The 22,399-nt window shown below is 64.3% G+C and carries 24 protein-coding genes; 16 read left to right on the forward strand and 8 right to left on the reverse strand.

The window, feature by feature from the left end:
* Window positions 1-20: 20 nt before the first annotated feature.
* The 3 genes from ACN2XU_RS07080 to ACN2XU_RS07090 all read right to left on the reverse strand — a co-directional run bounded on the left by ACN2XU_RS07080 (window position 21) and on the right by ACN2XU_RS07090 (window position 2,474).
* Window positions 21-941, reverse strand: a complete 921-nt coding sequence (locus tag ACN2XU_RS07080) for a branched-chain amino acid ABC transporter permease (protein ID WP_419409719.1) — start codon at window positions 939-941, stop codon at window positions 21-23.
* A 125-nt stretch (window positions 942-1,066) separates the two neighbouring features.
* Entirely contained in the window at window positions 1,067-2,200 is a 1,134-nt protein-coding gene (locus ACN2XU_RS07085) for an ABC transporter substrate-binding protein (protein WP_419409720.1), read from the reverse strand.
* Between the two features lie 37 nt (window positions 2,201-2,237).
* Window positions 2,238-2,474 carry an Lrp/AsnC ligand binding domain-containing protein gene (locus ACN2XU_RS07090; RefSeq protein ID WP_419409721.1) on the reverse strand — a complete coding sequence of 79 codons (237 nt, stop codon included), beginning with the start codon at window positions 2,472-2,474 and terminating at the stop codon, window positions 2,238-2,240.
* A 162-nt stretch (window positions 2,475-2,636) separates the two neighbouring features.
* On the opposite strand from ACN2XU_RS07090, the gene ACN2XU_RS07095 reads away from it, so the two are divergent.
* The 13 genes from ACN2XU_RS07095 (at window position 2,637) to ACN2XU_RS07155 (ending at window position 12,029) form a co-directional block, all read left to right on the forward strand.
* Window positions 2,637-3,485: an SMP-30/gluconolactonase/LRE family protein gene (locus tag ACN2XU_RS07095; protein ID WP_419409722.1), complete on the forward strand. Its 849-nt coding sequence runs from the start codon at window positions 2,637-2,639 to the stop codon at window positions 3,483-3,485.
* A 50-nt stretch (window positions 3,486-3,535) separates the two neighbouring features.
* Window positions 3,536-3,976, forward strand: a complete 441-nt coding sequence (tsaA, locus tag ACN2XU_RS07100; protein ID WP_419409723.1) for a tRNA (N6-threonylcarbamoyladenosine(37)-N6)-methyltransferase TrmO — start codon at window positions 3,536-3,538, stop codon at window positions 3,974-3,976.
* A gap of 85 nt (window positions 3,977-4,061) precedes the next feature.
* A complete protein-coding gene (locus ACN2XU_RS07105) occupies window positions 4,062-4,982 on the forward strand; it encodes an urease accessory protein UreD (RefSeq protein ID WP_419409724.1) in 921 nt (306 codons plus the stop codon).
* A 14-nt stretch (window positions 4,983-4,996) separates the two neighbouring features.
* The gene (locus ACN2XU_RS07110) at window positions 4,997-5,299 is read left to right on the forward strand and encodes an urease subunit gamma (protein ID WP_419409725.1); all 303 of its coding nucleotides are present in this window, start codon (window positions 4,997-4,999) and stop codon (window positions 5,297-5,299) included.
* A gap of 43 nt (window positions 5,300-5,342) precedes the next feature.
* Entirely contained in the window at window positions 5,343-5,519 is a 177-nt protein-coding gene (locus tag ACN2XU_RS07115) for a hypothetical protein (protein ID WP_419409726.1), read from the forward strand.
* Window positions 5,516-5,821 (forward strand): urease subunit beta, encoded by a 306-nt coding sequence (locus tag ACN2XU_RS07120; RefSeq protein ID WP_419409727.1) that lies wholly within the window; start codon window positions 5,516-5,518, stop codon window positions 5,819-5,821. The genes ACN2XU_RS07115 and ACN2XU_RS07120 overlap by 4 nt, the downstream gene beginning before the upstream one ends.
* Window positions 5,822-5,880: 59 nt before the next feature.
* Complete coding sequence (locus tag ACN2XU_RS07125) at window positions 5,881-6,198, forward strand: antifreeze protein (protein WP_419409728.1); 318 nt, start codon at window positions 5,881-5,883, stop codon at window positions 6,196-6,198.
* Window positions 6,199-6,221: 23 nt separating this feature from the next.
* A complete protein-coding gene (gene ureC, locus ACN2XU_RS07130; RefSeq protein WP_419409729.1) occupies window positions 6,222-7,982 on the forward strand; it encodes an urease subunit alpha in 1,761 nt (586 codons plus the stop codon).
* Between the two features lie 71 nt (window positions 7,983-8,053).
* A complete protein-coding gene (locus ACN2XU_RS07135; RefSeq protein WP_419409730.1) occupies window positions 8,054-8,638 on the forward strand; it encodes a hypothetical protein in 585 nt (194 codons plus the stop codon).
* Between the two features lie 31 nt (window positions 8,639-8,669).
* Complete coding sequence (locus tag ACN2XU_RS07140) at window positions 8,670-9,161, forward strand: urease accessory protein UreE (RefSeq protein ID WP_419409731.1); 492 nt, start codon at window positions 8,670-8,672, stop codon at window positions 9,159-9,161.
* Window positions 9,151-9,798, forward strand: a complete 648-nt coding sequence (locus ACN2XU_RS07145; protein ID WP_419409991.1) for an urease accessory protein UreF — start codon at window positions 9,151-9,153, stop codon at window positions 9,796-9,798. The genes ACN2XU_RS07140 and ACN2XU_RS07145 overlap by 11 nt, the downstream gene beginning before the upstream one ends.
* A gap of 13 nt (window positions 9,799-9,811) precedes the next feature.
* Window positions 9,812-10,447: an urease accessory protein UreG gene (ureG, locus tag ACN2XU_RS07150; RefSeq protein ID WP_419409732.1), complete on the forward strand. Its 636-nt coding sequence runs from the start codon at window positions 9,812-9,814 to the stop codon at window positions 10,445-10,447.
* 1,000 nt (window positions 10,448-11,447) lie between these two features.
* Entirely contained in the window at window positions 11,448-12,029 is a 582-nt protein-coding gene (locus tag ACN2XU_RS07155) for a VPLPA-CTERM sorting domain-containing protein (RefSeq protein WP_419409733.1), read from the forward strand.
* A gap of 387 nt (window positions 12,030-12,416) precedes the next feature.
* On the opposite strand, the gene ACN2XU_RS07160 is transcribed toward ACN2XU_RS07155, so the two are convergent.
* The 4 genes from ACN2XU_RS07160 to ectA form a co-directional block, all read right to left on the reverse strand.
* A complete protein-coding gene (locus tag ACN2XU_RS07160) occupies window positions 12,417-13,841 on the reverse strand; it encodes an aspartate kinase (protein ID WP_419409734.1) in 1,425 nt (474 codons plus the stop codon).
* Between the two features lie 61 nt (window positions 13,842-13,902).
* A complete protein-coding gene (locus ACN2XU_RS07165; RefSeq protein ID WP_419409735.1) occupies window positions 13,903-14,307 on the reverse strand; it encodes an ectoine synthase in 405 nt (134 codons plus the stop codon).
* Window positions 14,308-14,313: 6 nt separating this feature from the next.
* Complete coding sequence (gene ectB / locus ACN2XU_RS07170; RefSeq protein ID WP_419409736.1) at window positions 14,314-15,582, reverse strand: diaminobutyrate--2-oxoglutarate transaminase; 1,269 nt, start codon at window positions 15,580-15,582, stop codon at window positions 14,314-14,316.
* 78 nt (window positions 15,583-15,660) lie between these two features.
* Window positions 15,661-16,191 (reverse strand): diaminobutyrate acetyltransferase, encoded by a 531-nt coding sequence (ectA, locus tag ACN2XU_RS07175; protein ID WP_419409737.1) that lies wholly within the window; start codon window positions 16,189-16,191, stop codon window positions 15,661-15,663.
* Window positions 16,192-16,470: 279 nt separating this feature from the next.
* Between ectA and ACN2XU_RS07180 the strand changes: the two genes are divergently transcribed.
* Window positions 16,471-16,977 carry a MarR family winged helix-turn-helix transcriptional regulator gene (locus ACN2XU_RS07180; protein WP_419409738.1) on the forward strand — a complete coding sequence of 169 codons (507 nt, stop codon included), beginning with the start codon at window positions 16,471-16,473 and terminating at the stop codon, window positions 16,975-16,977.
* Window positions 16,978-17,058: 81 nt separating this feature from the next.
* Here the strand turns inward: ACN2XU_RS07180 and ACN2XU_RS07185 are convergent, their stop codons facing one another.
* Entirely contained in the window at window positions 17,059-19,662 is a 2,604-nt protein-coding gene (locus ACN2XU_RS07185) for a hybrid sensor histidine kinase/response regulator (protein WP_419409739.1), read from the reverse strand.
* A gap of 335 nt (window positions 19,663-19,997) precedes the next feature.
* Here ACN2XU_RS07185 and ACN2XU_RS07190 point away from each other — a divergent pair, with 335 nt between their 5' ends.
* Both ACN2XU_RS07190 and ACN2XU_RS07195 read left to right on the forward strand, forming a co-directional pair.
* Window positions 19,998-20,597 (forward strand): response regulator transcription factor, encoded by a 600-nt coding sequence (locus tag ACN2XU_RS07190; RefSeq protein ID WP_419409740.1) that lies wholly within the window; start codon window positions 19,998-20,000, stop codon window positions 20,595-20,597.
* Between the two features lie 722 nt (window positions 20,598-21,319).
* A complete protein-coding gene (locus ACN2XU_RS07195; RefSeq protein WP_419409741.1) occupies window positions 21,320-22,282 on the forward strand; it encodes an aldo/keto reductase in 963 nt (320 codons plus the stop codon).
* The last annotated feature ends 117 nt before the right edge of the window (window positions 22,283-22,399 follow it).

Raw genomic sequence — 22,399 nt, forward strand, 5'->3', positions numbered from 1 at the left:
CCCCCATTGCCTGAACCCGGTCATGCCTGCGCTCCGTAAAGGCCAGTGGGCTTCCAGATCAGAACTGCCGCCATCAGGATATAGATCGCCATGGAGGACAGGGAGGCCCCGGTCTGGGTGGCGGCCGCGGGGGCCATGACCAGCTTGAACAGCTCCGGCAGAAAGACCCCGCCGAGGGTGTCCGTCAGCCCGACCAGCAGCGCCCCGATCAGCGCGCCCTTGATCGAGCCGATGCCGCCGATCACGATCACCACGAAGGCCAAGATCAACACCGGCTCGCCCATGCCCACTTGTACCGATTGAATCGCCCCGACCATCGCTCCGGCGAGCCCCGCCAGCGCTGCGCCAAGCGCAAAGATCAGCGTATAGAGCCGGTCGATGTCCACGCCGAGCGCCGCGATCATCTCGCGGTCGTTTTCTCCTGCGCGGATGCGGATGCCGAGACGCGTGCGCCCGATGAGCCAAAACAGCCCGAGCGCAACGATCAGCCCGGCACCAATGAGCGCCAGGCGATAGGCGGGATAGGCAATGCCGAAGGGAAGGGTGACGGGCCCGGCCAGCGCGGCGGGCACGTCGAGGTACAGCGGAAAAGAGCCAAAGAGCCAACGCGTGCCTTCGGAGAAGATCAGGATCAGCGCAAAGGTGGCGAGCACCTGGTCGAGGTGGTCACGGGCATAGAGCCGCCGGATCACCAGCAGTTCGATCAGCGCACCCGCCGCCGCAGCCCCCGCCAGCGCAGCCACGAGCCCAAGAACAAAGCTCCCGGTCAGCCCCGCCGCCGCTGCAGCGCAGAAGGCGCCGATCATGTAGAGCGATCCATGGGCGAGATTGATCAGCCCCATGACGCCGAAGATCAGCGTCAGGCCAGCCGCCATCAGAAACAGCATGATGCCCGATTGCAGCCCGTTCAGGACCTGTTCAAGAAGGAGTGTCGCGGTCATTTGTCAAAGGAGGGCGCCGGGGCACAGCCCCAGCCTACGGTCACTCCGGCCAACGTCTCTGTGGCGAACAGGGACGAATGGCGCGGGCAGCCGTAGGGCGGGGCTGTGCCCCGCACCCCCGTCGCTCACATCTTGCAGTCGTCGACGTAGGCGTTTGCACGGTCTTCCATCGCCGTTGCGACAATCTTGTTGGTGAAGATGTCGCCCTCCTTGATGACCTCGCGCACATAGACGTTCTGGATCGGATGGTTGTTCGCCGCGAAAGAGAACGTGCCCCGGACGGAGTCGAAATCCGCGGCCTTAAGCGCCGCGCCGAAGGCCGCGTCATCGTTCACGTCCGCCTTGTCGATGGCGGAGAGCAGCAGGTTCGCCGTGTCATAGCCCTGCGCCGCGTAGATCGACGGCAGGCGGTCGTACTTTTCCTCAAAGGCGCTGACAAAGGCGGCGTTGGCCGCATTGTCCAGATCCTTCGACCAAGTGGAGGAATTCTTGACCCCGAGGGCGGCCTCGCCCACGGCCTGCAGGATGCCCTGATCGAACGAGAAGGCCGGTCCGACAAGCGGCAGGTCCACGCCGGACGCGGCGTATTGCTTCAGGAAGGAGATCCCCATGCCCCCCGGCAGGAAGAAGAACACGCTGTCCGCGCCAGAGGCGCGGATCTGGGCGATTTCGGCGGCGTAATCGGTCTGGCCCAGTTGGGTGTAGACCTCTCCCGCCAGATCGCCTTCGTAGAAGCGCTTGAAGCCGGTCAGGCTGTCTTTGCCCGCCGGGTAGTTCGGCGCGAGGATGAAGGTGTTCTCGAACCCCGTCTGCGTGGCGTAGGCCCCGGCGCCTTCGTGCAGGTTGTCGTTCTGGTAGGACACCGCGAAGTAATTGGGGTTGCAGCCACGACCGGCAAGCTGCGCCGGGGCGGCATTGGTCGACAGGTAGAACAGCCCCTGGCCGGTGGCGGCGGGCACCACCGCCATGGCAAGGTTGGACCAGACGATGCCGGTCAGCACGTCGACCTTCTCGGATTGGATCATCTTGTCGGCCAGTTGCACGGCCACGTCGGGCTTGCGCTGATCGTCTTCGATCACCACCTCGACGTCGTCGCGCCCGGCGCGGTCCAGCGCCAGCATGAAGCCGTCCCGTGTGTCGATTCCGAGTGACGCACCGCCGCCCGACAGCGTGGTGATCATTCCGACCTTCACATCGGCCTGCGCCAGCGTCGCGGCGGCAGCCAATGCAGTCCCGAGCATCAATCCTTTGAATGTCATGGTGTTCTTGTCCCTGTTGTTTCTTGTTTATTGATCGTCAGAACGCGCGGAAGGTGAGCGTCGTCAGCGTGCGCTCGATCCCGTCGATGTCCAGAAGCGTGTCGTTGATGTATTTGCCCACATCTTCTCCCTCGGGGATGTAGAGTTTGACAAGCAGGTCGAATTCGCCGCTCGTCGAGTAGAGTTCCGAGTGGATCTCGCGCAGGACGATATCGCCTGCCACGCGGTAGGCTGTGCCGGGTTTGCAGCGGATCTGGACGAAGACGCAGTTCATCGGGTGGGGCGCTCCTGAAAGCCTGTGTTCTGCTGCGGAGCCTTGCGCATATCGCTGGGCTTTTCCAGCCCCAAATCGGTGGCAACACGTGGCAGCAACCGGGGCTTGCCCCGCGCGGGGCGATGTGGACAGGTAGGGGCGTATGGTCAGGGGAGAATGCCAATGGGCGCGGACGTGATTTCGCAAACGACATGCGAACTGGGCGAGGGGCCGCTGTGGCACCCGGAGCGCGAGACGTTTTTCTGGTTCGATATCAAGGGTCACAGGCTTTATGAGTACGATGGCGAGGTCGAGCGGCACTGGCAGTTCGATCGCCCCGTATCGGCGGCGGGATGGGTTGACCGTGATACGCTTCTGATCGCGACGTCGCGCGATCTGATCCGGTTTGACCTGACGGACGGCAGCCATGCGCATCTGGCCGAGCTTGAGGCCGACAACGACGCGACACGCTCCAATGACGGGCGCGCGGATCCGCAGGGGGGCTTCTGGATCGGCACCATGGAGAGCCAGGGCGCGGACGGACAGGGGGCGATCTACCGCTATTACCGGGGCACGGTGCGGCGGCTCTTTCCCGACATCTCCATCCCCAACGCCATCTGCTTCACGCCGGATGGGCGACATGCGCATTTTGCCGATACCGGCGTGGGCAAGGTCTGGCGGGTGGCGCTGGACGCTGAGGGCTGGCCGCAGGGCACGCCGGAGCTTTGGCTGGACTTGCGATCCGAAGGTTTCAACCCCGACGGCGCGGTGATCGACGCCGATGGAAACTTCTGGAACGCGCAATGGGGCGCGGGGCGGGTGGCTTGCTACGGGCCGGACGGGCGTTTTGAGCACGCGTTTCGGCTGCCTGCCAGCTTGACGACCTGCCCGGCCTTTGGCGGGCCGGGGCTGAACCGGTTGTTCGTCACCTCCGCAGCGGGCGGCGCACCGGCGGGCGAGGCCGCAGCGGGCCGGACCTTTGCCATCGACACGCTGGCGCGCGGCCAGCGTGAACATCAGGTGATCCTGTGACGCCCGATCCTGCGCCGCATCCGCGCGACAGTTTGCGCCGGGGAGAAACGGTGCTTGACACCGCGCTGCACCACGATGTCGGGCTCAGCTTTATCGGCACCATCCACACGCCGTTCAAGGCGCGTGGGCAATGCCCCCGGCAAGGCGATGCCACGGACGGCCCGGACTGCCGGATCGTGGTTCTGTCCGAGCTGGAACCGGCGCTGGAGGGGCTTGAACGATTCGACTCTGTCGAGGTGCTGTACTGGCTGCATCTCGCGCGGCGCGACCTGCTGAGCCAGAGCCCGCGCGGCGATGGTGCCCTGCGCGGCACATTCTCCCTGCGCTCGCCGCTGCGCCCGAATCCCATCGGAACGTCGCGTGTGCGTCTACTGCGCCGCGAGGGCGCCGCGCTGATCGTGCGTGGTCTGGACTGCCTTGATGGCACGCCGCTGATTGATCTCAAACCGGATCGATGCGGCTACACGGTGCAAGCGCGGCCGAAAGGGTAAGGGTGACTCTGTTTCGCTCAATTTTTGCGCAAATCGCCCATCTTTTGTGCGGTCGAAACAGTGATGCCGCATTTTTCATCGGGAAATGGCCGATAGCCTGCCGCGATGGCTTGAGGCTTTGAAGGGCGCGTCGGAGGCTCCGGACAAGCCGCCCATGGAGCCTGCCATTCCCTACGATCTGACATCCCCGGCGAAGCCTGCCACGATTGCGCCCCAGCGGGCGCGGGGGGCGGCATTCTTGTCGGTCAGGCCACGGGACGGGCGGTCGGTGATTGGCGATTTGTCCATGTCCGGCAGCAGCAAGCTGCTGTTTCCGCAGGGGCGGGGAACCATGCTGGACGCGGTCTATCTCAATTCGTCCGGTGGTGTGACCGGGGGAGATGATTTATCGCTTGGAGCCGACGTGCTGCCGGGCGGTGCGCTGCGCATGACGACGCAGGCCGCCGAGCGGATTTACCGGGCGGCGCCCGGTGCGCCGGGGCGGGTTGTGACGCGGCTGACCGCAGCGGCCGATGCGCAATTGATCTGGCTGCCGCAGGAAACCATCCTGTTCGACGGCGCGGCGCTCGACCGCAGCCTGTCCATCGACCTTGCGCGGGGTGCGCGCTTGCTGGCTTCTGAAGTGCTGATCTTTGGTCGTGAAGCCATGGGCGAGCGGGTCCGCAGCCTGCATCTGCGCGACCGGATCGACCTGCGCATTGGGGACGCTCACGTGTTTGCCGACCGTCTCCGGCTGAACGGGGATGCGGCCCGGATCCTCGACTGCAGGGGCACGGCCTCCGGCATGATCGCCGTGGCCTCCGTGCTGTGTGCGGCGCCCGGCGTCGCCTCGCGGCTCGACGCCTTGCGCGCCGGTTTGCCGGAGACGGCCGGCGCTTCTGCGCTGCATGACGACCTTGTATTTATGCGCCTGCTGGCGCCTGATGGATTCGAACTGCGGCGCAGTCTTGTGCCGCTCCTCACCGACCTTGCCGGGACCGCATTGCCTCGGCCCTGGATGCTGTAAGAGACTGAAACGACATGAATCTGACCCCAAGAGAAAAAGACAAACTGCTCATCGCCATGGCGGCGGAAGTGGCTCGCAAACGGCTGGCGCGGGGTGTCAAGCTGAACCATCCCGAGGCCATTGCACTGATCACCGACGCGGTGGTCGAAGGGGCGCGGGACGGGCGCTCCGTTTCGGACATGATGCAGGCTGGCGCGCAGGTGATCACCCGCGATCAATGCATGGAAGGCGTGCCGGAGATGATTCACGAAGTGCAGGTGGAGGCCACGTTCCCGGACGGCACCAAACTGGTGACGGTACATCAGCCGATCCGCTGAACGTTTCGATTTTGGACCAAGAAAAAGCTGGAAGGACAGGGAAATGATCAAACATGGGATGATGGCGGCAACGATGCTCGCGGCAGGTCCGGCCTTGGCGCATCCCGGTGCGCATGTGCATCCGCATGATGGCGCGAGCTGGATGGTGGTTGCCGGAGCGCTTGCCGTACTGGCGGTTGCGGGCGGTGTGGCCGTGGCACGGGCGAGGGCGAACCGGTGATCCCGGGCGAGCTCTTTCCGGCGGCTGGCGATCTGATGCTGAATGGGGATCGCACTGCGATCACGGTCATGGTGGCCAACACGGGCGATCGCCCTGTTCAGGTCGGCAGTCATTACCATTTCGCCGAAGCCAATGCTGCGCTGGATTTTGACCGCGACGCGGCGCGCGGCATGCGGCTGGACATCGCGGCGGGCACCGCTGTTCGTTTCGAGCCGGGGCAACGGCGGGAAGTGAATCTCATCCCCGTTGCCGGGGCGCGAAAGATCTATGGCTTCAATCAGGCCGTGATGGGTGATCTGTGACAACCCGTGCCGGATGTCTTTGGTTCGGGCGGTATTTTCTTTGTGAAACAGAGGTTTGAATGACACAGTCCGACGCGCCCGATCCCTTTGAGCTGCTGCGGCTCAGCCATCAGCTGTCGCTGATGGCGGTGGAGGCGGGTGGGGTGATCTGGATGCGCACGCTTGGGATGATGGGTCTCTGGCATGTGCCCGAATCCGAATCGCTGCGCATGATCACGGAAAAGCAGGACGCCTTTGCCGAGGCCGGGCGCGCGGCCTTTTCCGCCACGTGGCGCGGCAAGGCACCCGGCGCCGCGTTGTCGGCGGCTGTTGAACCGCTCCGCCGTACCACGCAGGCCAATTCCCGCCGCCTCTCGCAGCGCGGCTCCCCAAACTAAACTTCGAACATCAAGGACTGTCCATGCCCGCCACGATTTCCCGTTCCGACTATGCCGCCATGTTCGGCCCCACCACTGGCGACAAGCTTCGGCTTGCCGATACCGACCTGATCATCGAGGTCGAGCGCGACCTGACGGCAGAGGCCGTGGGCCGTGCGCAGTCCGGTGGCACCGGCGCCAATGCCGCGATCTATGGCGAAGAGGTCAAATTCGGCGGCGGCAAGGTGATCCGTGACGGCATGGGGCAATCTCAGGCAACGCGGGCGGATGGTGCCGTCGATACGGTCATCACCAATGCGCTGATCGTGGACTGGACTGGTGTCTACAAGGCCGATGTGGGCCTTCGGGACGGGCGCATTCACAAGATCGGCAAGGCGGGCAACCCCGACACCCAACCCGGCGTGAACATCATCGTCGGGCCGGGGACAGAGGTGATAGCCGGTGAGGGGCGCATCCTGACCGCTGGCGGATTTGACAGCCACATTCACTTTATCTGTCCTCAGCAGATCGATGATGCCCTGCATTCCGGTTTGACCACGATGCTCGGCGGTGGCACCGGCCCCGCGCATGGCACCTTGGCCACGACCTGCACGCCCGGGCCTTGGCACCTTGGGCGGATGTTGCAGGCGGCGGATGCCTTTCCGATGAACCTTGCCTTTGCTGGCAAGGGAAATGCCTCGCTGCCGGCGGCCTTGGAGGAGCAGATCCGGGGTGGCGCCTGCGCGCTCAAGCTGCACGAGGATTGGGGCACGACCCCCGGCACCATCGACTGCTGCCTGTCGGTGGCCGATGCCTGGGACGTGCAGGTGATGATCCACACCGACACTCTGAATGAATCCGGCTTTGTCGAGAACACAGTGAAGGCCATGAAGGGTCGCACCATCCACGCTTTCCACACCGAAGGGGCGGGGGGCGGCCATGCGCCGGATATCATCAAGATCTGCGGCGAGCAGCACGTTCTGCCCTCGTCCACGAACCCGACGCGGCCCTATACGGTCAATACGCTCGAAGAACACCTCGACATGCTCATGGTCTGTCACCACCTTGATAAATCCATCCCCGAGGACGTGGCCTTTGCCGAAAGCCGCATCCGGCGCGAGACCATCGCGGCAGAGGATATCCTGCACGACATGGGCGCGTTTTCGATCATCGCGTCGGACAGTCAGGCCATGGGCCGCGTCGGCGAGGTGATCATTCGCACCTGGCAAACCGCTGACAAGATGAAGAAACAGCGCGGCAGCCTGCCGGAAGAAACCGGTGACAACGACAACATGCGCGTGCGTCGTTACATCGCGAAATACACCATCAACCCGGCCATTGCCCACGGCATCAGCCACGAGATCGGCAGCATCGAAGAGGGCAAGCGCGCCGATCTGGTGCTCTGGAACCCGGCCATGTTCGGGGTGAAGCCCGAAATGGTGCTGATGTCCGGCACGATTGTCTGCGCGCAGATGGGCGATCCCAATGCCTCGATCCCGACGCCACAGCCGGTGTATTCCCGTGCGATGTTCGGGGCCTACGGGCGCAGCGTGGAGCATTCCGCCGTGACTTTCGTCTCGGAGGCGGCACAGTCCGAAGGCATCGGCAACCGGCTCGGACTTGCCAAGCAGACCGTCGCGGTCCGCAACACGCGCCACATCGGCAAGAAGGATCTGAAGCTGAACAATGCCACACCGCATGTGGAAGTGAATCCGGAGACCTACGAAGTGCGCGCCGACGGCGAGCTGCTGACCTGTGAACCGGCCGAAGTGCTACCCATGGCGCAACGGTATTTCCTGTTTTGAGGCCGGAATACCGCCGTTGACCTCCGCGGAGGGATAAGGCTTTGTGCGGGGATCTGACGAAGGAGACACCCATGCGTATGACTGTCCTGATCGCCGCCCTCTGGGCTCCTGCCGCGTTGGCCGACTGTCCGGTGGCGGGGGATCTCGAAGCGGGGCTCCGCTTTTCGACCAGTGACGGAAATGTGGAGGTGCTGGAGGCGTTTACGCCGGGCGTCGTTGCGTCCTTCTACTACGAGGCGGGCACGCTGGACTCGCGCGTTCTGCTGGCGCAGGGGATCTACATGATCGAGTATATGCCCTATGACGGCACCGCGCTCGAAGCCAGCGCACGCGACACCTACATCTACGAACACAGCCCGCAAGACATGCCGGTCCCGACGACCGGGGACATGCTGACCTTGCCGGTGACGGTCAATGAAGGGGGCGAGCTGTCGCGTGCAACGGATGTTTTCGTCGCCGATGCGGAAACGACCATCACCTTTGGTGACTGCAGCTACCGGATGCTGCCGATCCGTATGTATTTTGACACGGAAGATCAGCAAACCTACGATATCCTGAACTATCTTCCGGAGCTGGGCGTGGCCTACCTTGCGCAATCGTTCTACCCGGACGGGTCGGACACCTATGACTATACCACGCTCGAAGTGGTGAATTGATTGGCGCACCCCGCGCCCGGAAGGAGCCAAGATGCTGACAGCACACGATTATCACCCGCATGGCCACAAGGGCGCGTCCGACCGGCTGATCCTGTCCTACGAGGACCGTTTTTTGCGCCGCAAGGTGCTCGTGCTGGCCTCTGGTGGGACGTTGTTGGTCGATCTGGCGCAGACGACCTCGCTTGATCATGGCGGCGTGCTGATCACCACGCAAGGCGATGAGATCGCGGTGGAGGCGGCGGCGGAGCCTTTGCTGAGCATCACGGGCGAAGACATGACCCGGCTCGCCTGGCATATCGGCAACCGCCACACGCCGTGTCAGATCGAACCGCTGCGCCTGTTGATCCAGCCTGATCATGTGATCGCGGACATGCTCGTGCGGCTCGGTGCGCGGGTCGAGGAAGTCGAAGAGCCGTTTACGCCCGAGGGCGGCGCTTATGGCCATGGCCGCACGCATGGGCATGACCATTCCCATGTGCATGGTCCGGACGGGCACGCGCATTCGCACAGCCATGACCACTGAGGCGATCGAAGACCCGCTGCTGGTGCTGCACCAGCTGTTTTCGCCATCCTTTCCGGTGGGGGCGTTTGCCTGGTCGCACGGGTTGGAAACCGCGATTTCCCAAGGGCTTGTCCACGATGCCACCTCTGCCGGGGATTGGCTGCGGGTGGCGCTGGAGCATGGCGCCGGGTGGTCCGATGCGGTTCTGTGCGCACGGGCCGCGCTGGGCGATGACGTCGCTGATCTGAGCGCGCTTGCGACGGCGTTGTCGCCTTCGTCGGAGCGGCGGGCAGAGACGGTGGAGCAGGGGGCGGCCTTTGCGCGGACGGTGCGCGATGTCTGGGGCGTGCCGGTGCCGGACGCGCCATATCCGGTGGCTGTTGGCGCAACGTTCAGGGCCTTGGACCTGCCGGTGCAGGAGGGCGTGAAGCTCTATCTTCAGGCCTTTGCGGCGAACCTGACGGGCGCTGCGGTGCGGTTGGTGCCGCTTGGGCAAACCGACGGGCAGCGGATCACGCGCGGGCTTGTGCCGCTTTGCATGGCATTGGCGGAAAAGGCTTTTTCCGCAGACTTGGACGAAATCGGCGGCTTTGCCCCGATGCTGGACATTCAAAGCCAGCAGCATGAGACACTGTATTCGCGGGTTTTCCGCTCTTGAACAGGAGGATGCCATGGCATCGGTGAACGGGCCTTTGCGGGTCGGGATTGGTGGGCCGGTCGGGGCGGGGAAGACGAGCCTGACGGCGGCGCTGTGTTCGGCGTTGCGCGATCGCTGTTCCATGGCGGTCGTGACCAACGACATCTACACGCGCGAGGATGCCGAGGAGCTGATGCGGCGGCAGGTCCTGCCGCTGGAGCGGATCAAGGGGGTAGAGACGGGCGGCTGTCCGCATACCGCGATCCGCGAAGACGCTTCCATCAACCTCGCCGCAATTGCCGAGTTGAATCAACGGTTTGACGATCTCGATCTGATCCTGATCGAAAGCGGCGGCGACAATCTTTCGGCGACGTTCAGCCCGGAACTCGCGGATGTGACGGTCTATGTGATCGACACTGCGGCGGGTGAGGAGATCCCGCGGAAGGGGGGACCGGCGATTACGAAATCGGATATTCTGGTGATCAACAAGACCGATTTGGCGCCCTATGTGGGGGCCTCGCTGGAGGTCATGGAGCGTGATGCCGACCGGATGCGGGCGGGGCGGCCGTGGCTCTTTGCTCAGGTGAAGAATGGCAAGGGAATTCAGGAGGTTGTCGATCTGCTGGTGAAGGTCGGCGGGCTGGCTTTGAAGGAGCCGGTGGCAGGTTAACCTTTTGCGCGGTTAAATTTGCGTTCGGGCGGCGCACGCGGGGATTACCGCAGCGCGCGCTGTCCGGCTGGACCAGATGTTGTGGCGGGCCATGGGCCGAGGCCCAAGGGGTTAACGGTGGTTAACCAATTGCCGTGACGCGTTAACCCGCGTTTGGTACGATTCTGGCCGAGTTTGGTACAGAACGCAGTCTGCCTGCCGGGATCGCGGGTTTTCCGGCGTTCAGAGACCATTAATGTGGTAAACGGGCGGTCGTGTCGCGGCGATCGGCCCCCCGCGATCGGCCAGCGTGCCGGAGGCGTTTTCCGATTGGCCAAGTGAACGCCGAGTGTGGAAGACGCCCAGCGAAGGGCGCCCAGGAAAGACCGGCTTTGCCCGATGCCTGGGAAGGAGGCGTGGCAGCCCCGCCCGGAAGGGAATTGCGAAGATCTGAAAACCGTGGCCATCTCATGGAACGAGAGATGGTTCGCATCCGCCGTTTGGTCCGGTCCGGCGAGGGGGGAGCGATGTGGCCCGAATGGTGCGCGGCCTTTTGTCGTTCGGTCAGGACAGCCGGATCGACCAGACAAGGGTTTCGCCAGGCGTTCACCAAGCATGAATTTGCAGGAATTGCGACAGCGCGCCAACCCGCTCCGGACCCGGTGGTGTCCGCCAAGCCCGCGCCATTCCCTTCCGGCGCGCCGAGGGACTGTCAGGGGGTTGGTCCCGCGCATCATCGCGGCCATCCAGCAGCGGCTCGCAGCGTCGATTCGAGCAGGGCCGTATTGGCTCTGAAATCGGCGCAAGACCGGCGGGCCCGGGCCGTCCAATCGCGGTCCTATCGGATTGAAACCCCTGTCGACGCTGCCAAAGAAGCCGGATGTCACCTTCAGATTGCGCCAGATGGACGTGGTATCGAACCGAGCGCTCAACAAGCTTGATCGCGGCGCAGAGCGGCGATAATCCTAACGGGGACTGCCCGGCCTGTGAAATGCCGGTTTGTGATTTTTTGGAGAGACAGATGAAACGTTTTATTGCCGCCGCAGGCCTTGGCCTTTTGACACTCCTGTCGGCACCCACCGCACAGGCGGCGACCGTTCTTGAAGCAGGCAGCAATTTCCAGTTCACCCTGTCGCCTTCGATTTCCGATGCTTCGTCCGGCTTTGGTGTCGTGAGACCCAACACAGGGCCCAATGGCACCCGGGCCTCTGGCGCAGAGATTGACGGCTGTCTCGGCGGTTGCGGTTTTTCCATCGACTTTGGCGCCGGTCCGGATGGCGATCAGTTTGTCATGGCCATTTCGGCTTTCGGAAACATCGCGAAACCGCGAAACACGATTACGTTCAGTCTGTTTAACCTGCCCTTTGTCGGCGGGCCTGCCCCGTTCAAGGTCAACATCCTGTCCAGCGATTACGCTGGCGCGCAGATCTCGAACCTCACGACAAGCGGGTTCTCGCTCTCTTTCAGCGGCGAGACGCCGCTCAACGGTAAAATCACCGGCCAGTTCGCAGAGATATCAGCCGTACCGCTGCCCGCCGGTGGGCTGTTGCTCGCAACAGCCCTGTTCGGTCTCGGCGTGGCGCGCCGCAGGCGTTCCGTCTGAGCGCGGCGGACCGCGACAAAATTGCGCTGACTGCGCGGAGACGCCGGGACTGTTCCACCGTTTTCGACAGACCACCGAAAACGGCCCCTCGCGCCATCGCAGCAACACGTGATGTTGTCCCGCACCCCGGAGATCGCAATCCATTTCGCCCTCGCAGACCGCTGCGGGGGCATTTTTTTGCCTGCGCTGCGGGGGTTGATGGGCCCTTGCGTCATGCGGATTCGGGCTGAACCCATGGTTTGGCAGGCTTTGGCGGAAGGCGCGCTGTTCCGTGCGTTCCTGGTCATTGCCGCCCGGATCTGCGGTCCGGGGAGGGCGCGGGGGGCAGTACGCAAAACGCCCCGTCCTGAAAAAGGCCGGGGCGTTTCGTGTTTGTGCCAGGGTCTGTCAGGCGGCGGACTTTAACGCGGTCTCTGCCTTGCCCATGAAGGTGTCGTGCAGGGTCTTGACCGATTTGTTGAAATCCTCGCGCGGGATGACGAACTGGGCGTCCACGGTGCGCGTGGTTTGATGGGCGCTGATCACATCCACGCCCGCCTTGCGCAGGGCACCGAGGCCGCGTTCGAGCACGTGCAGGCCGCGCAGATCGCGCCCGATGACCGAGACGATGGCGGCGCTGCGGATGTGCGCTTCGGCGTTCGGGTAGCTCTCGTTCAGCTTGGCCACCAGCTGCCGCACACGGCTGAGCGGCGCGTCGAGGTAGTGGGTGATCGTGTTGGCGTTGGAGGTCTTGGACACGATGCGGATGTCGAAGCGCTTGAGCAGGTCCAGCGTTCTGGCGTCGTAGCCTTTGACGCCGACCATGTCCTGTTCAAAGAGTTCCAGCGCGTAGACCTCAAGGCCGGTGACCATCTCGGCGACGCCCTTTTCGGCCTCTGCCTCGTCGATCAGCGTGCCGGGATCTTCCGGCTCGAAGGCGTTGGTCACCCGCAGGGGCACCTCGGCCTGGCGCAGGGCCTTGGCGGCGGTGGGGTGGATGGCTTCCATACCCATGTTCGCCAGCTGATCGGCCACGTCGTAGTTGGTGTGGCCAAGCTTGCGCACGTTCTCTGCTCCGACGAGTTTGGGATCGGCGGAGGAGAGGTGGAATTCCTTGTGGATGATTGCCTCGCGGGCCTTCGACAGGGCGGCGATCTGGCTGAAGGTCACCTCGGAATAGCCCCGGTCGAATTCGTTCATCAGCCCCTCGCGGCACTGGGCGTAGCCGGTGACGATGGGCATTTCCGTTGTCAGGTCGACATCGGCGAGACCGTCCTTGATGCGCTCTTCGAGCGAGAGTTCGCGGTCATCGCGCCAACCGGAGAGGTCGACGAAGCGGGCGTTCACCCCGGCGCGGCGCAGGCGCAGGGTGGTGACGAAGGCGGAGTGTGCCTCTCCGAGGCCGGAGAGCAATTCGCGGGTCTGGCCCATGTGCTGCGACAGGCGGAAATGGCCGTAGGAGCACAGGCGCTGCAGGTCGATGAGGCAGGAGCGCGCGCCTTCCATGCGTTCGCGTAGGAAATCGCGGGCTTCGGTGCGGTCGGCGGAGTGGTCGAGCACGGCGTCCTGCGCCTCGCGCATCGCTTCCTCGACCTTCGACAGGGCGCCGTGCCAGCCGTGTCCCTCGGTTTCATCTGCGAAATGGGCGTAGACGCCCGGCTTGCCGGATTTCTTGTGTTCGAGCAGCAGGTCGGTGATGCCGCCGAAGGCGGAGACCACGAAGATGCGGTTGTAATCGGGGGTCGGGGCGCGGAACAGCGGCTCAAGCAGCTCGCTCACCCGGCTCATGGATGTGCCGCCGATTTTCTCGACTGTGTGGTTCTGGAAATTCATGTCAGGAGTCCTCTTGGGGCTCGTGTAAAGACGGGGGGCGGGCGGCGCCCCCCGGCAGGGATCAGGCGTCTTCGAGGTCCGCGGGCGCGGCGTAGGAGCCGTCCTCGCGGTGCACTTCCTTGCCGGTCACCGGCGGGTTGAAGCAGCAGGCCATGACCAGCTCTTCCTCGGCGCGCAGGATGTGGCGGTCGTGCTCGTTCAGCGCATACATGACGCCGGGCTTGATCTCATGCGTCTCGCCGGTGGCGATGTCGGTGATCGAGCCCTTGCCCTGCATGCAGTAGACGCTCTCGAAGTGGTTCTTGTATTCGAAGGTGTGCTCCGAGCCCGCTTCGAGAAAGGTGATGTGGAAAGAGAAGCCCATGCCGTCATCGGCCAGCAGCATCCGGACCGAGGTCCAGTTGGCGTCGGACACGACGCGGGTCTTCTCGTCTTTCACGATCTTGTTGAAATCACGTACGATCATTGTCTGTTACTCCGCTGCAATCTTCATGTTCTGTGTGGCTTCCTCGGTGGCGGCGAGGAGGGTCACGAGGCCTTCGCGCAGGAGCGCTTCGGAGGTGGTGAGCGGCGCGAGCACCTTGACCACTTCGTCATGGGCACCGGAGGTTTCGATCACGAGCCCTTTCTCGAAGCAGCGCGCGCAGATGTCGGAGGCCAGCGCGCCGCTGCCCACGTCGACGCCCTGCATCAGGCCGCGCCCCTTGAGGGTGGCACCGGGGATGTTGGCGGCAATGGCATCGAGACCGGCGGTCAGCTGCTCGGCCCGCTCTGCCAGCTCTTTTTCGAAGGTGTCTGTCTTCCAGAACTTTTCAAGCGCGACGCGCGCCGTGACAAAGGCGTGGGTGTTGCCGCGGAAGGTGCCGTTGTGCTCTGCCGGTTTCCAGACGTCGAGCTCGGGCTTGAGCAGCAGCGCGGCAAAGGGCAGGCCCATGCCGGAGAAGCTCTTGGCCATCGGGATCATGTCCGGCGAGATGCCGGATTTCTCGAAGCTGAAGAAGGAGCCGGCGCGGCCGCAGCCAGCCTGGATGTCGTCCGCGATGAGCAGGGCGCCGTGCTTGCGGGCCAGCCGCTCGATGCCTTGCATCCATTTGTCAGAGGCCGCGTTGAGGCCGCCCTCGCCTTGGATCGGCTCGAAGATGAAGGCCGCGGGGGCGTCGATGCCCGAAGACGGGTTGTCCAGCATCTGTTCGATGAGGTCGAGCGTGTCGATATCGCCAAGCGAGCCTTCGAAGGGCAGGTGGGTCACGCCGTCGAGATCGGTGCCCGCGCCGCCACGCTTGCCGGCATTGCCGGTGAGCGACAACGAACCAAGCGTCATGCCGTGGAAGCCGTTGGTAAAGCTGACGATGTTCTTGCGGCCGGTGATCTTGCGCGCCAGTTTCATCGCGGCCTCGACGGCATTGGTGCCTGTCGGGCCGGTCATCATGACCTTGTGGTTCATATTGCGCGGCTTGAGGATGATGTCCTCGAATGCGGTCAGGAAGGCTTCCTTTGCGTCGGTGTGCATATCCAGACCGTGCGTGATGCCGTCTTTCTGGATGTGCTCGATCAGCGCAGCCTGCATGTCATCGTCGTTGTGGCCGTAGTTCAGCGAGGAACATCCGGCGAGAAAGTCGATGTAGCGGTTGCCGTCCGCGTCCCAGAGCTCGGAGCCCTTGGCGCGGATGAAGGATGTGGGAAAGCTGCGGCAATAGCTGCGCGCTTCGCTTTCACGGCGTGTGTAGATGTCATTGGTCATGGTGAAACCTCGTTTCAGGCAAAAGGGAATGGGCGCGCCGGGGCGTGGCGCAGCCCGAATAACAGGAAAGGGGCGGGTTCAGGCGACGCGGCGCAGGGCGGCGGGCATGTCGATCGTGACCATGTGTTCGGTCGCGTGCAGGCCGTCGAAGTGCGTGTCGCGGGTAAAGTGCGCCTGATCGTCGATCAGCCCGTCTTGCCGCTCGGCAAATCCGGTGAACAGCGCCCAGGATGCATCATTGTCGCGGGTGATGGTGGTCTGGATCCGGCGGACGCCTTCGCGCTCCACCCGGTCGAAAAGATGCGAGAGCATACGCCCGCCAACGCCGCGCCCGCGCGCAGCGGACGAAACCGCGACCTGCCAGACAAAAAGCGTTTCGGCATCATTCGGCAGCAGGTATCCGGAGACCCAACCAACGATCTCACCGTCCAGTTCAGCCACGACACAGGTGTCGCGGAAGTGGTCTGCCTGCAGCAGGTTGCAATACATGGAGTTTTCATCCAGCGGCTTGCAGTCGCTGATCAGCGACCAGATTGCAGCGCCATCCTCGCGGACGGGCTTGCGGAAGGTCAGGGTGCCTTTCGGCGGGGTGTTGGAAAGGTCTTTCACGTCGGGCCTCTCAGGTTGCTTCGTTACACTAAGTATATTGGTTAGCCCTCATACTTCAACACACTAAGTAATATTTTCTCGATTAATCCACTCATACCATTGAAATATAACGAAAAGATGTCTGTGCAGTGATTTTTTGCTTCGTGTGAGTTGAGTTTATCACTTGGTGATGCTAAGTATTGTGCTGTTATGAATGTACAAGCCAAGAAAAGTTTATCGCACGGGTGTCACCGGGGCGTCTCTCGCAGTAAGTTGGGATTCCCAAGCCCGGAGTTCATTGTGGACCGCACTGACGAAAGCCTCGTGGCCATCAGGCGCATCATGCGCGCAACCGAGTTGTATGGGCGCAAGCTTGCGCAGGAAGCCGGTCTGACCGCGGTGCAGCTTCGGGTTTTGCAGATCGTCGCCGAGAAGGGCTATGCCACGCCGACCGCCATTGCCGCCCGGATGGGCGTGACGCAGGCGACGGTGTCGGCGCTGATCAAGAAGCTGGAAAAGGCCGGTGTGGTCGAGCGCAGGCGGTCCGATGTGGATCGACGCCAGACCGACCTTTTTATCACGCAGGCCGGACGCGACCGGCTGAGCGGAGCGCCTGATGCGCTTCAGCAGCGTTATGTCCGGCAGTTCGAAGCGCTGGCCGATTACGAACAGGGCATGATCGTCGCGATCCTGGAGAAGGTCGCCGCGATGCTCGACGCCGAGGAAATCGACGCAAGTCCGGTGCTCTCGGTGGGGGAGATCGTAGCGCCTGCCGCTCCGGCGGGGCAGGCGCTCAAAAAGCAATAGCTGCCTGAGGGCACGCCGGTTCGGCGCCCTCGAAGCAAGACCAAAGGCCGCCCGGCGTGATGCGCCCGGCGGCCTTTTTCGTCATTCGGCGGCGCGATGCGCTGGCAGGGGAATGCTGCAGGCCTCGGCAAGCGCCTGCCGCGTGTCGCTCCAGCAGGTCCGTGCGGTTGCCATGAGCGTGTCGCGCTCTGCCTCGTCTGCGGTCTCTGCGGCGGCGTCGATCCGTTGCAGGCAGCAGGTCAGGCGCGGGGCGCCGAAGACCCCGGCGGAGCCTGCAAGCCGGTGCGCCTCTCTTGCCAGTGCGGCGCCGTCGCGCGGCTGATTGCCGGGGCCGAGGAAGGTTTCGATCTCGTCGATGAAGCGGCGCAGGCGGTCGCTGCGCTCGTCCTGGCTCAGGGTTTCTTTCAGGGTTTGCAGGTGCTCGGGGTCGAGCAGCGGTGGCCGGGCGTCGCGACAGGGATCGCGGGCGCCGTCCCGCGCCATGCTGTCGGCATCGCCCACCTCCAGCAGAACCCGGCGCAGCGCCTGCCGGGTCAGCGGTTTGAGCAGGACGCCGGTCATGCCGGCCTCGGCAAAGGCCTGCTGTTCCTCCGGGAGGGCATGGGCGGTGGTCGCGACGATGCGGGTGTCATGGTTGGCGGCTCCGGAGGCGCGGATGCGGCGGGTGGCGGTTATGCCGTCCATGCCGGGCATGGAAATGTCCATGAAGATCACGTCGAAGCGCTCCGTCTGCGCCGCCCGGATGCCCTCCGCTCCGTCTGTGGCCTCCGTGACGCGGTGGCCGTCCTGTTCCAGCATCCGGCGCAGGATCAGCCGGTTGACCGCGTTGTCCTCGACGATCAGCGCCGAGAGGTGGGGGCCGTCGGGCGCGGCGTACTTGTCGACCGGTTCGGCGGCGGTCTCGACGGCGGGAAGGTCGGCGGGCAGGGCGAGCGGCAGGCGCAGCCAGAAGACGGAGCCATCGCCGGGCTCGCTTTCGGCGCCAAGTTCCCCGCCGAGCGCGCGGGCGAGACGCCGGGCGATGCCGAGCCCGAGGCCGGTGCCCTTGTTGCGGCGCTGGTAGGAGGCGTCCAAGGTGACAAAATCCCCGAAGATGCGGTCGAGGTCTTCGTCGGCGATGCCGATACCGCTGTCGATCACGCGGATCTCCACCTCATCAAGGCCGGAGGCGCAGTCCAGCTCCAGGGTGATATGACCGTTGTGGGTGAATTTTATGGCATTGCTGAGCAGGTTCAGCAGGATCTGGCGCAGCCGGTCGGGATCGGACCAGACATCGTGCAGCGCCGGATCGGGCGGGGCGAGGCGCAGGGTGTTGCCGCCCGCAGCGGCCGCGCCAAGCTGGCTGTCGATGACTTCCCGGGTCAGGGCGATGAGGTCGAAGCGGCGTTTGTCGGTCTGCATCTTACCCGAGTCGAGGCGCGAGAGATCGAGCACGTCGTTCACCTGATCGAGCAGGATGCGCGCGGAGTTGCGGATAATGTCGATATAGCGGCTCTGGCTTTGGGAGAGGCCGCGCGTGCCCATGAGGTCGAGCGTTCCCAGGATGCCGTTGAGGGGCGTGCGCATTTCGTGGCTCATGACAGCGAGCAGCCGGGCCTTCGAGCGCTCTCCGGCGATGGCGCGGTCGCGGGCCTTGCGCAGTTCCGTTTCGGCGGCCTTGCGGTTGGAGATGTCGCGCAGAAAGCCGACGACGCGCTCGCCCTCTGGCGTGGTGGCGGTGGCGATGGAGGTCTCGACCGGGAAGCGTTCGCCGTTCTTGCGGATCGCTTCTATCCCGGCGACGAAATCGCGCCGGCGTTCGCGCGGCTGTTCCGCGAGATAGCCCCTCCAGGCCTGGTCCTGCGCGTCGCGGTCCTCAGGCGGAATGATGAGTTGGGAGAAGGGAGCGCCCATCGCCTCTTGCCGGGTATAGCCGAAGATGTCCTCGGCGGCGCCGTTGAATTCCACCACGCGTCCGTCGGTGTCGGTGACGATGATCGCATCAAGCGAGGTGGCGATGATGGTTTCGAGCCTGCGCCGCATGGCCTGATTGCGCCGCGACTGGTTTTCGCGCAGCCGGGCCAGCCGAAAGAGGATGACCAGAAGGCCGATGAGCACGCCAATCAGGATCGCGGTCAGCCAGGCGATGCGGGTCAGGGTTGTGGCGATGCTGTTGCGGTGCGCCGCGCTGCGGACCGCATGGCGGGTGATGCCGTCGAGGGACAACACGCGGGTGTTGCGCCGCATCTCGGCGGCGGCCAGGATCAGATCGGGCAGGGCCGCGCGCAGGGTGTCGTCCGGTCCGTCAATGATTGGAACCCACGTGTTGAAGAAGGTGTCGACGGCCTCAAGCGCCGCCCTGCTTTCGGGGGTTTCGCGCAGCTCGTCGTAGTTTTCGTTCTGCTGGATGATGGCCATGCGGCTGTAGAACACGTCGAAGCGTTTGCGCAGATCGGCGAGGCTTGGCTGCTCTGCGTCGCGGGCCTTCAGGGCGCTGGCCTCAAGGCGGCTGGATTCCAGTTCGGCCTGCGTCAGCGACCAGAGCACAGCCTCGGAGGCGGAGACCTCAAGGCGCTCCAGCTGGCGCCCGACGTGCAGCGCGAGCGCCGCGATCACGGACAGGCAGAAGATCAGCAATAAAATGGCAATGGCGGGCGGCAGCGCGACCTGGCGCCGTCCGCCGCCGAAGAGCCCCGGCGCACTCACGATGCGGGTGCCATGCCGCGATGAGCGGCAGAGTGCGGGAGCGTGATCAGGTGTTTGCGCATGCGTGGTCTCTGTTGGCTGGACTGTCCTTGTGCGGCGGTGTGGCCATGGATCGGGCACCGGAAGGTCGCTTGGTCCCTGGTTTCTACGCGAAAGCGGCCAGTGCGTCCACGCGCAAGGAAATGGCCGAAATCGGCGCGGAGTTGCGTCGGTTATACGGTTCGTTCAGGTATTTCCGATAGGTTTTGTTCTCTGTTCATCCGGTTCGGGGATGGTGTATGAGGACGGTTTCGGGATAAAACCCAAAGATTGAGGCATGAAATGGTGCAGCCATTATGAGAATACTTGTGGCCGACGACCACGATCTGGTGCGTGAAACCATCGCCGCCTATTTCGATGCCTCCGACATCGATGAGGTGATGACCGTTGCCTCGCTGGATGAAGCGGTGCGCGCGGCGGAGGAAACCGGCACGTTCGATCTCGTGCTGCTGGATTACTCCATGCCCGGGATGAACGGTCTGGACGGATTGGCGGAGATGCGCCAGGCCAATCAGGGGCGTCCGGTGGCGATCCTGTCCGGCACCGCCTCTCCCAGCGTGGCCGATGCGGCGCTGAAGGCCGGGGCGCAGGGGTTCATCCCCAAGACGCTGGCGGCGCGCAGCCTGCTGACCGCGGCCCGTTTCATGGCAGCCGGAGAGGTCTATGCCCCGCTGGAGTTCATGCGCGGGCGCGATCAGGCCAGTGGCACGTTGACCCGGCGGGAGATGGACGTTCTGCGCGGCATTTGCGAGGGCAAGGCCAACAAGGAAATCGCCCGGTCGCTGGATCTGCAGGAAGTGACCGTCAAGCTGCACGTCAAGACGCTGAGCCGGAAGCTCGAAGCGCGCAACCGCACCCATGCGGCGATGATCGCCCGCGATCGCGGTTTGCTCTGAGGCCTGAGGCGCGTATGCGCCCGACTTTGCCAGATCTTTCACAGGGGGATGTGCGGCCTGCGCGCGGGGCGATGCAGGGGCTTTTGGGTGATGCAGGGCCGGTAAGGCCGATGTCATCGCCACCGGCCGTGCGGGTCTGTCCTTTGGAATAATGCGAAACGGCCTCTCGGGGAGGCCGTGTTGACAGCGCTCCGGTGTGTACGGATCGTGGCAGACGGCGGCACCGGCGGCGGCCTTGCAATGGCATCCGTCAGGAATGTCCGGGCCATGAGCGTGCGTGGGCCGAGCGGCTGTGCCTGCGTCGGTCGGTGGGTCGGGGTTGCTCTTTCGCTGGGCCGTTGCGGCCGGTGGCCTTCGAAGGTCTTTGATCCGGGCCTTGGGCCCGGGAATGCGGCCCCTGTTGCGGCCACGGTCTGTCCCGGGCGTGGGATTCGCAAAGACCTGCCCGCGGTGTGCTGCGCGGGTTTCACGGCCAACGTCGCCACCTGTGCGGCACGTCTTTTCCAAAGGTGTCTTGATGGGTGGGGCGCAGCGCTGTTTTCCCTGATCCGATGGCGAAGGGCCGCCGTCCCGCCGCTCTGCCGACCTCGTTGAACAGGGGCGCGGGCGGCTGGCGGGCGCGCGCGGTGCATGGTAGTTGCGGGGCAGACGGCGGTGCCCGGGTCGGGCGCGCGGCTTTGACGGCCCAAGCTGGAATTTTCCCGCAATTGGAGGAGCATGAGATGAAACAGGTCAAGATCGGTGATACGGGGCTTGCGGTTACGGGGCTGTGCTTTGGCACGTCCGGGCTGGGCGATATGCCAGACACCTACGGCTATTCGGTGGATGAGGAACGGGCCTATGCAACGGTGCGGGCGATTTTCGACGGGCCGGCGAATTTTCTCGATTCGTCCAACATTTACGGCATGGGCCGGTCCGAGGAGCGGATCGGTGCGGTGATCCGCGAGCGCGGCGGACTGCCGGAGGGATTCGTGCTGTCGACAAAGCTCGACCGGGACATGGAGACCGGGCGGTTCGACGCGGCGCGGGCGCGGCAATCGCTGGAGGAGAGCCTGACGCGGCTCGGGCTGGACAGCATTCCGGTGCTGCATCTGCATGATCCGGAGCATGCCCGCGATCTGAGTGAGATCACAGCCGACGGCGGCGCACTCGATGAGCTGTTCAGGATGCGCGAAGAGGGGCTGTGTCAGGCCGTTGGGCTTGCCATGGGCCGGGTCGACGTGATGGAGCCGATCCTGAAGGCCTATCCGTTCGACACGCTGATCAGCCACAACCGCTATACGCTGATCAACCGCGCGGCCTCTGATATGTTCGATTACGCGGTGGGGCAGGGCATGGCGGTGTTCAACGCGGCACCCTATGCGGGCGGCGTCTTTGCCAAGGGCAGCGCGGCGATGCCGCGCGTGACCTATATGGAAGGCACGGAGGAGACCCTTGCGCCGGTCAAGGCGGTCGAGGCGATCTGTGCCGAGCATGGCGTGGCGCCCGGCCCCGTGGCGCTGCAGTTTTCCATGCGCGATGCGCGGGTGTCCTCGACGATCATTGGCGTATCGAAACCGGAGCGGGTGCAGCAGACGCTGGACTGGGCGGCGGCGGAGATCCCGCAGGCCGTTTGGGACGCGCTGGCCGGGCTGGAGTATTCCAGCGAAGATCCGGAGGCGAGCCGGGTTTATCGCCCCGGGTGACATCGGCCGGTGATCCGGAGCGTCCCACGTGTCCCGGCCTTTGGGCTGGGGCCGGCCCGCGCCGGCCTTCTGTGTCATTGAGTGAACGGGAGGCCATGACGGCGTCGGGCCGTCTTC

Origin of the sequence: Pacificoceanicola niger, assembly GCF_048553275.1 — a bacterium.
Lineage (GTDB): Bacteria > Pseudomonadota > Alphaproteobacteria > Rhodobacterales > Rhodobacteraceae > Pacificoceanicola.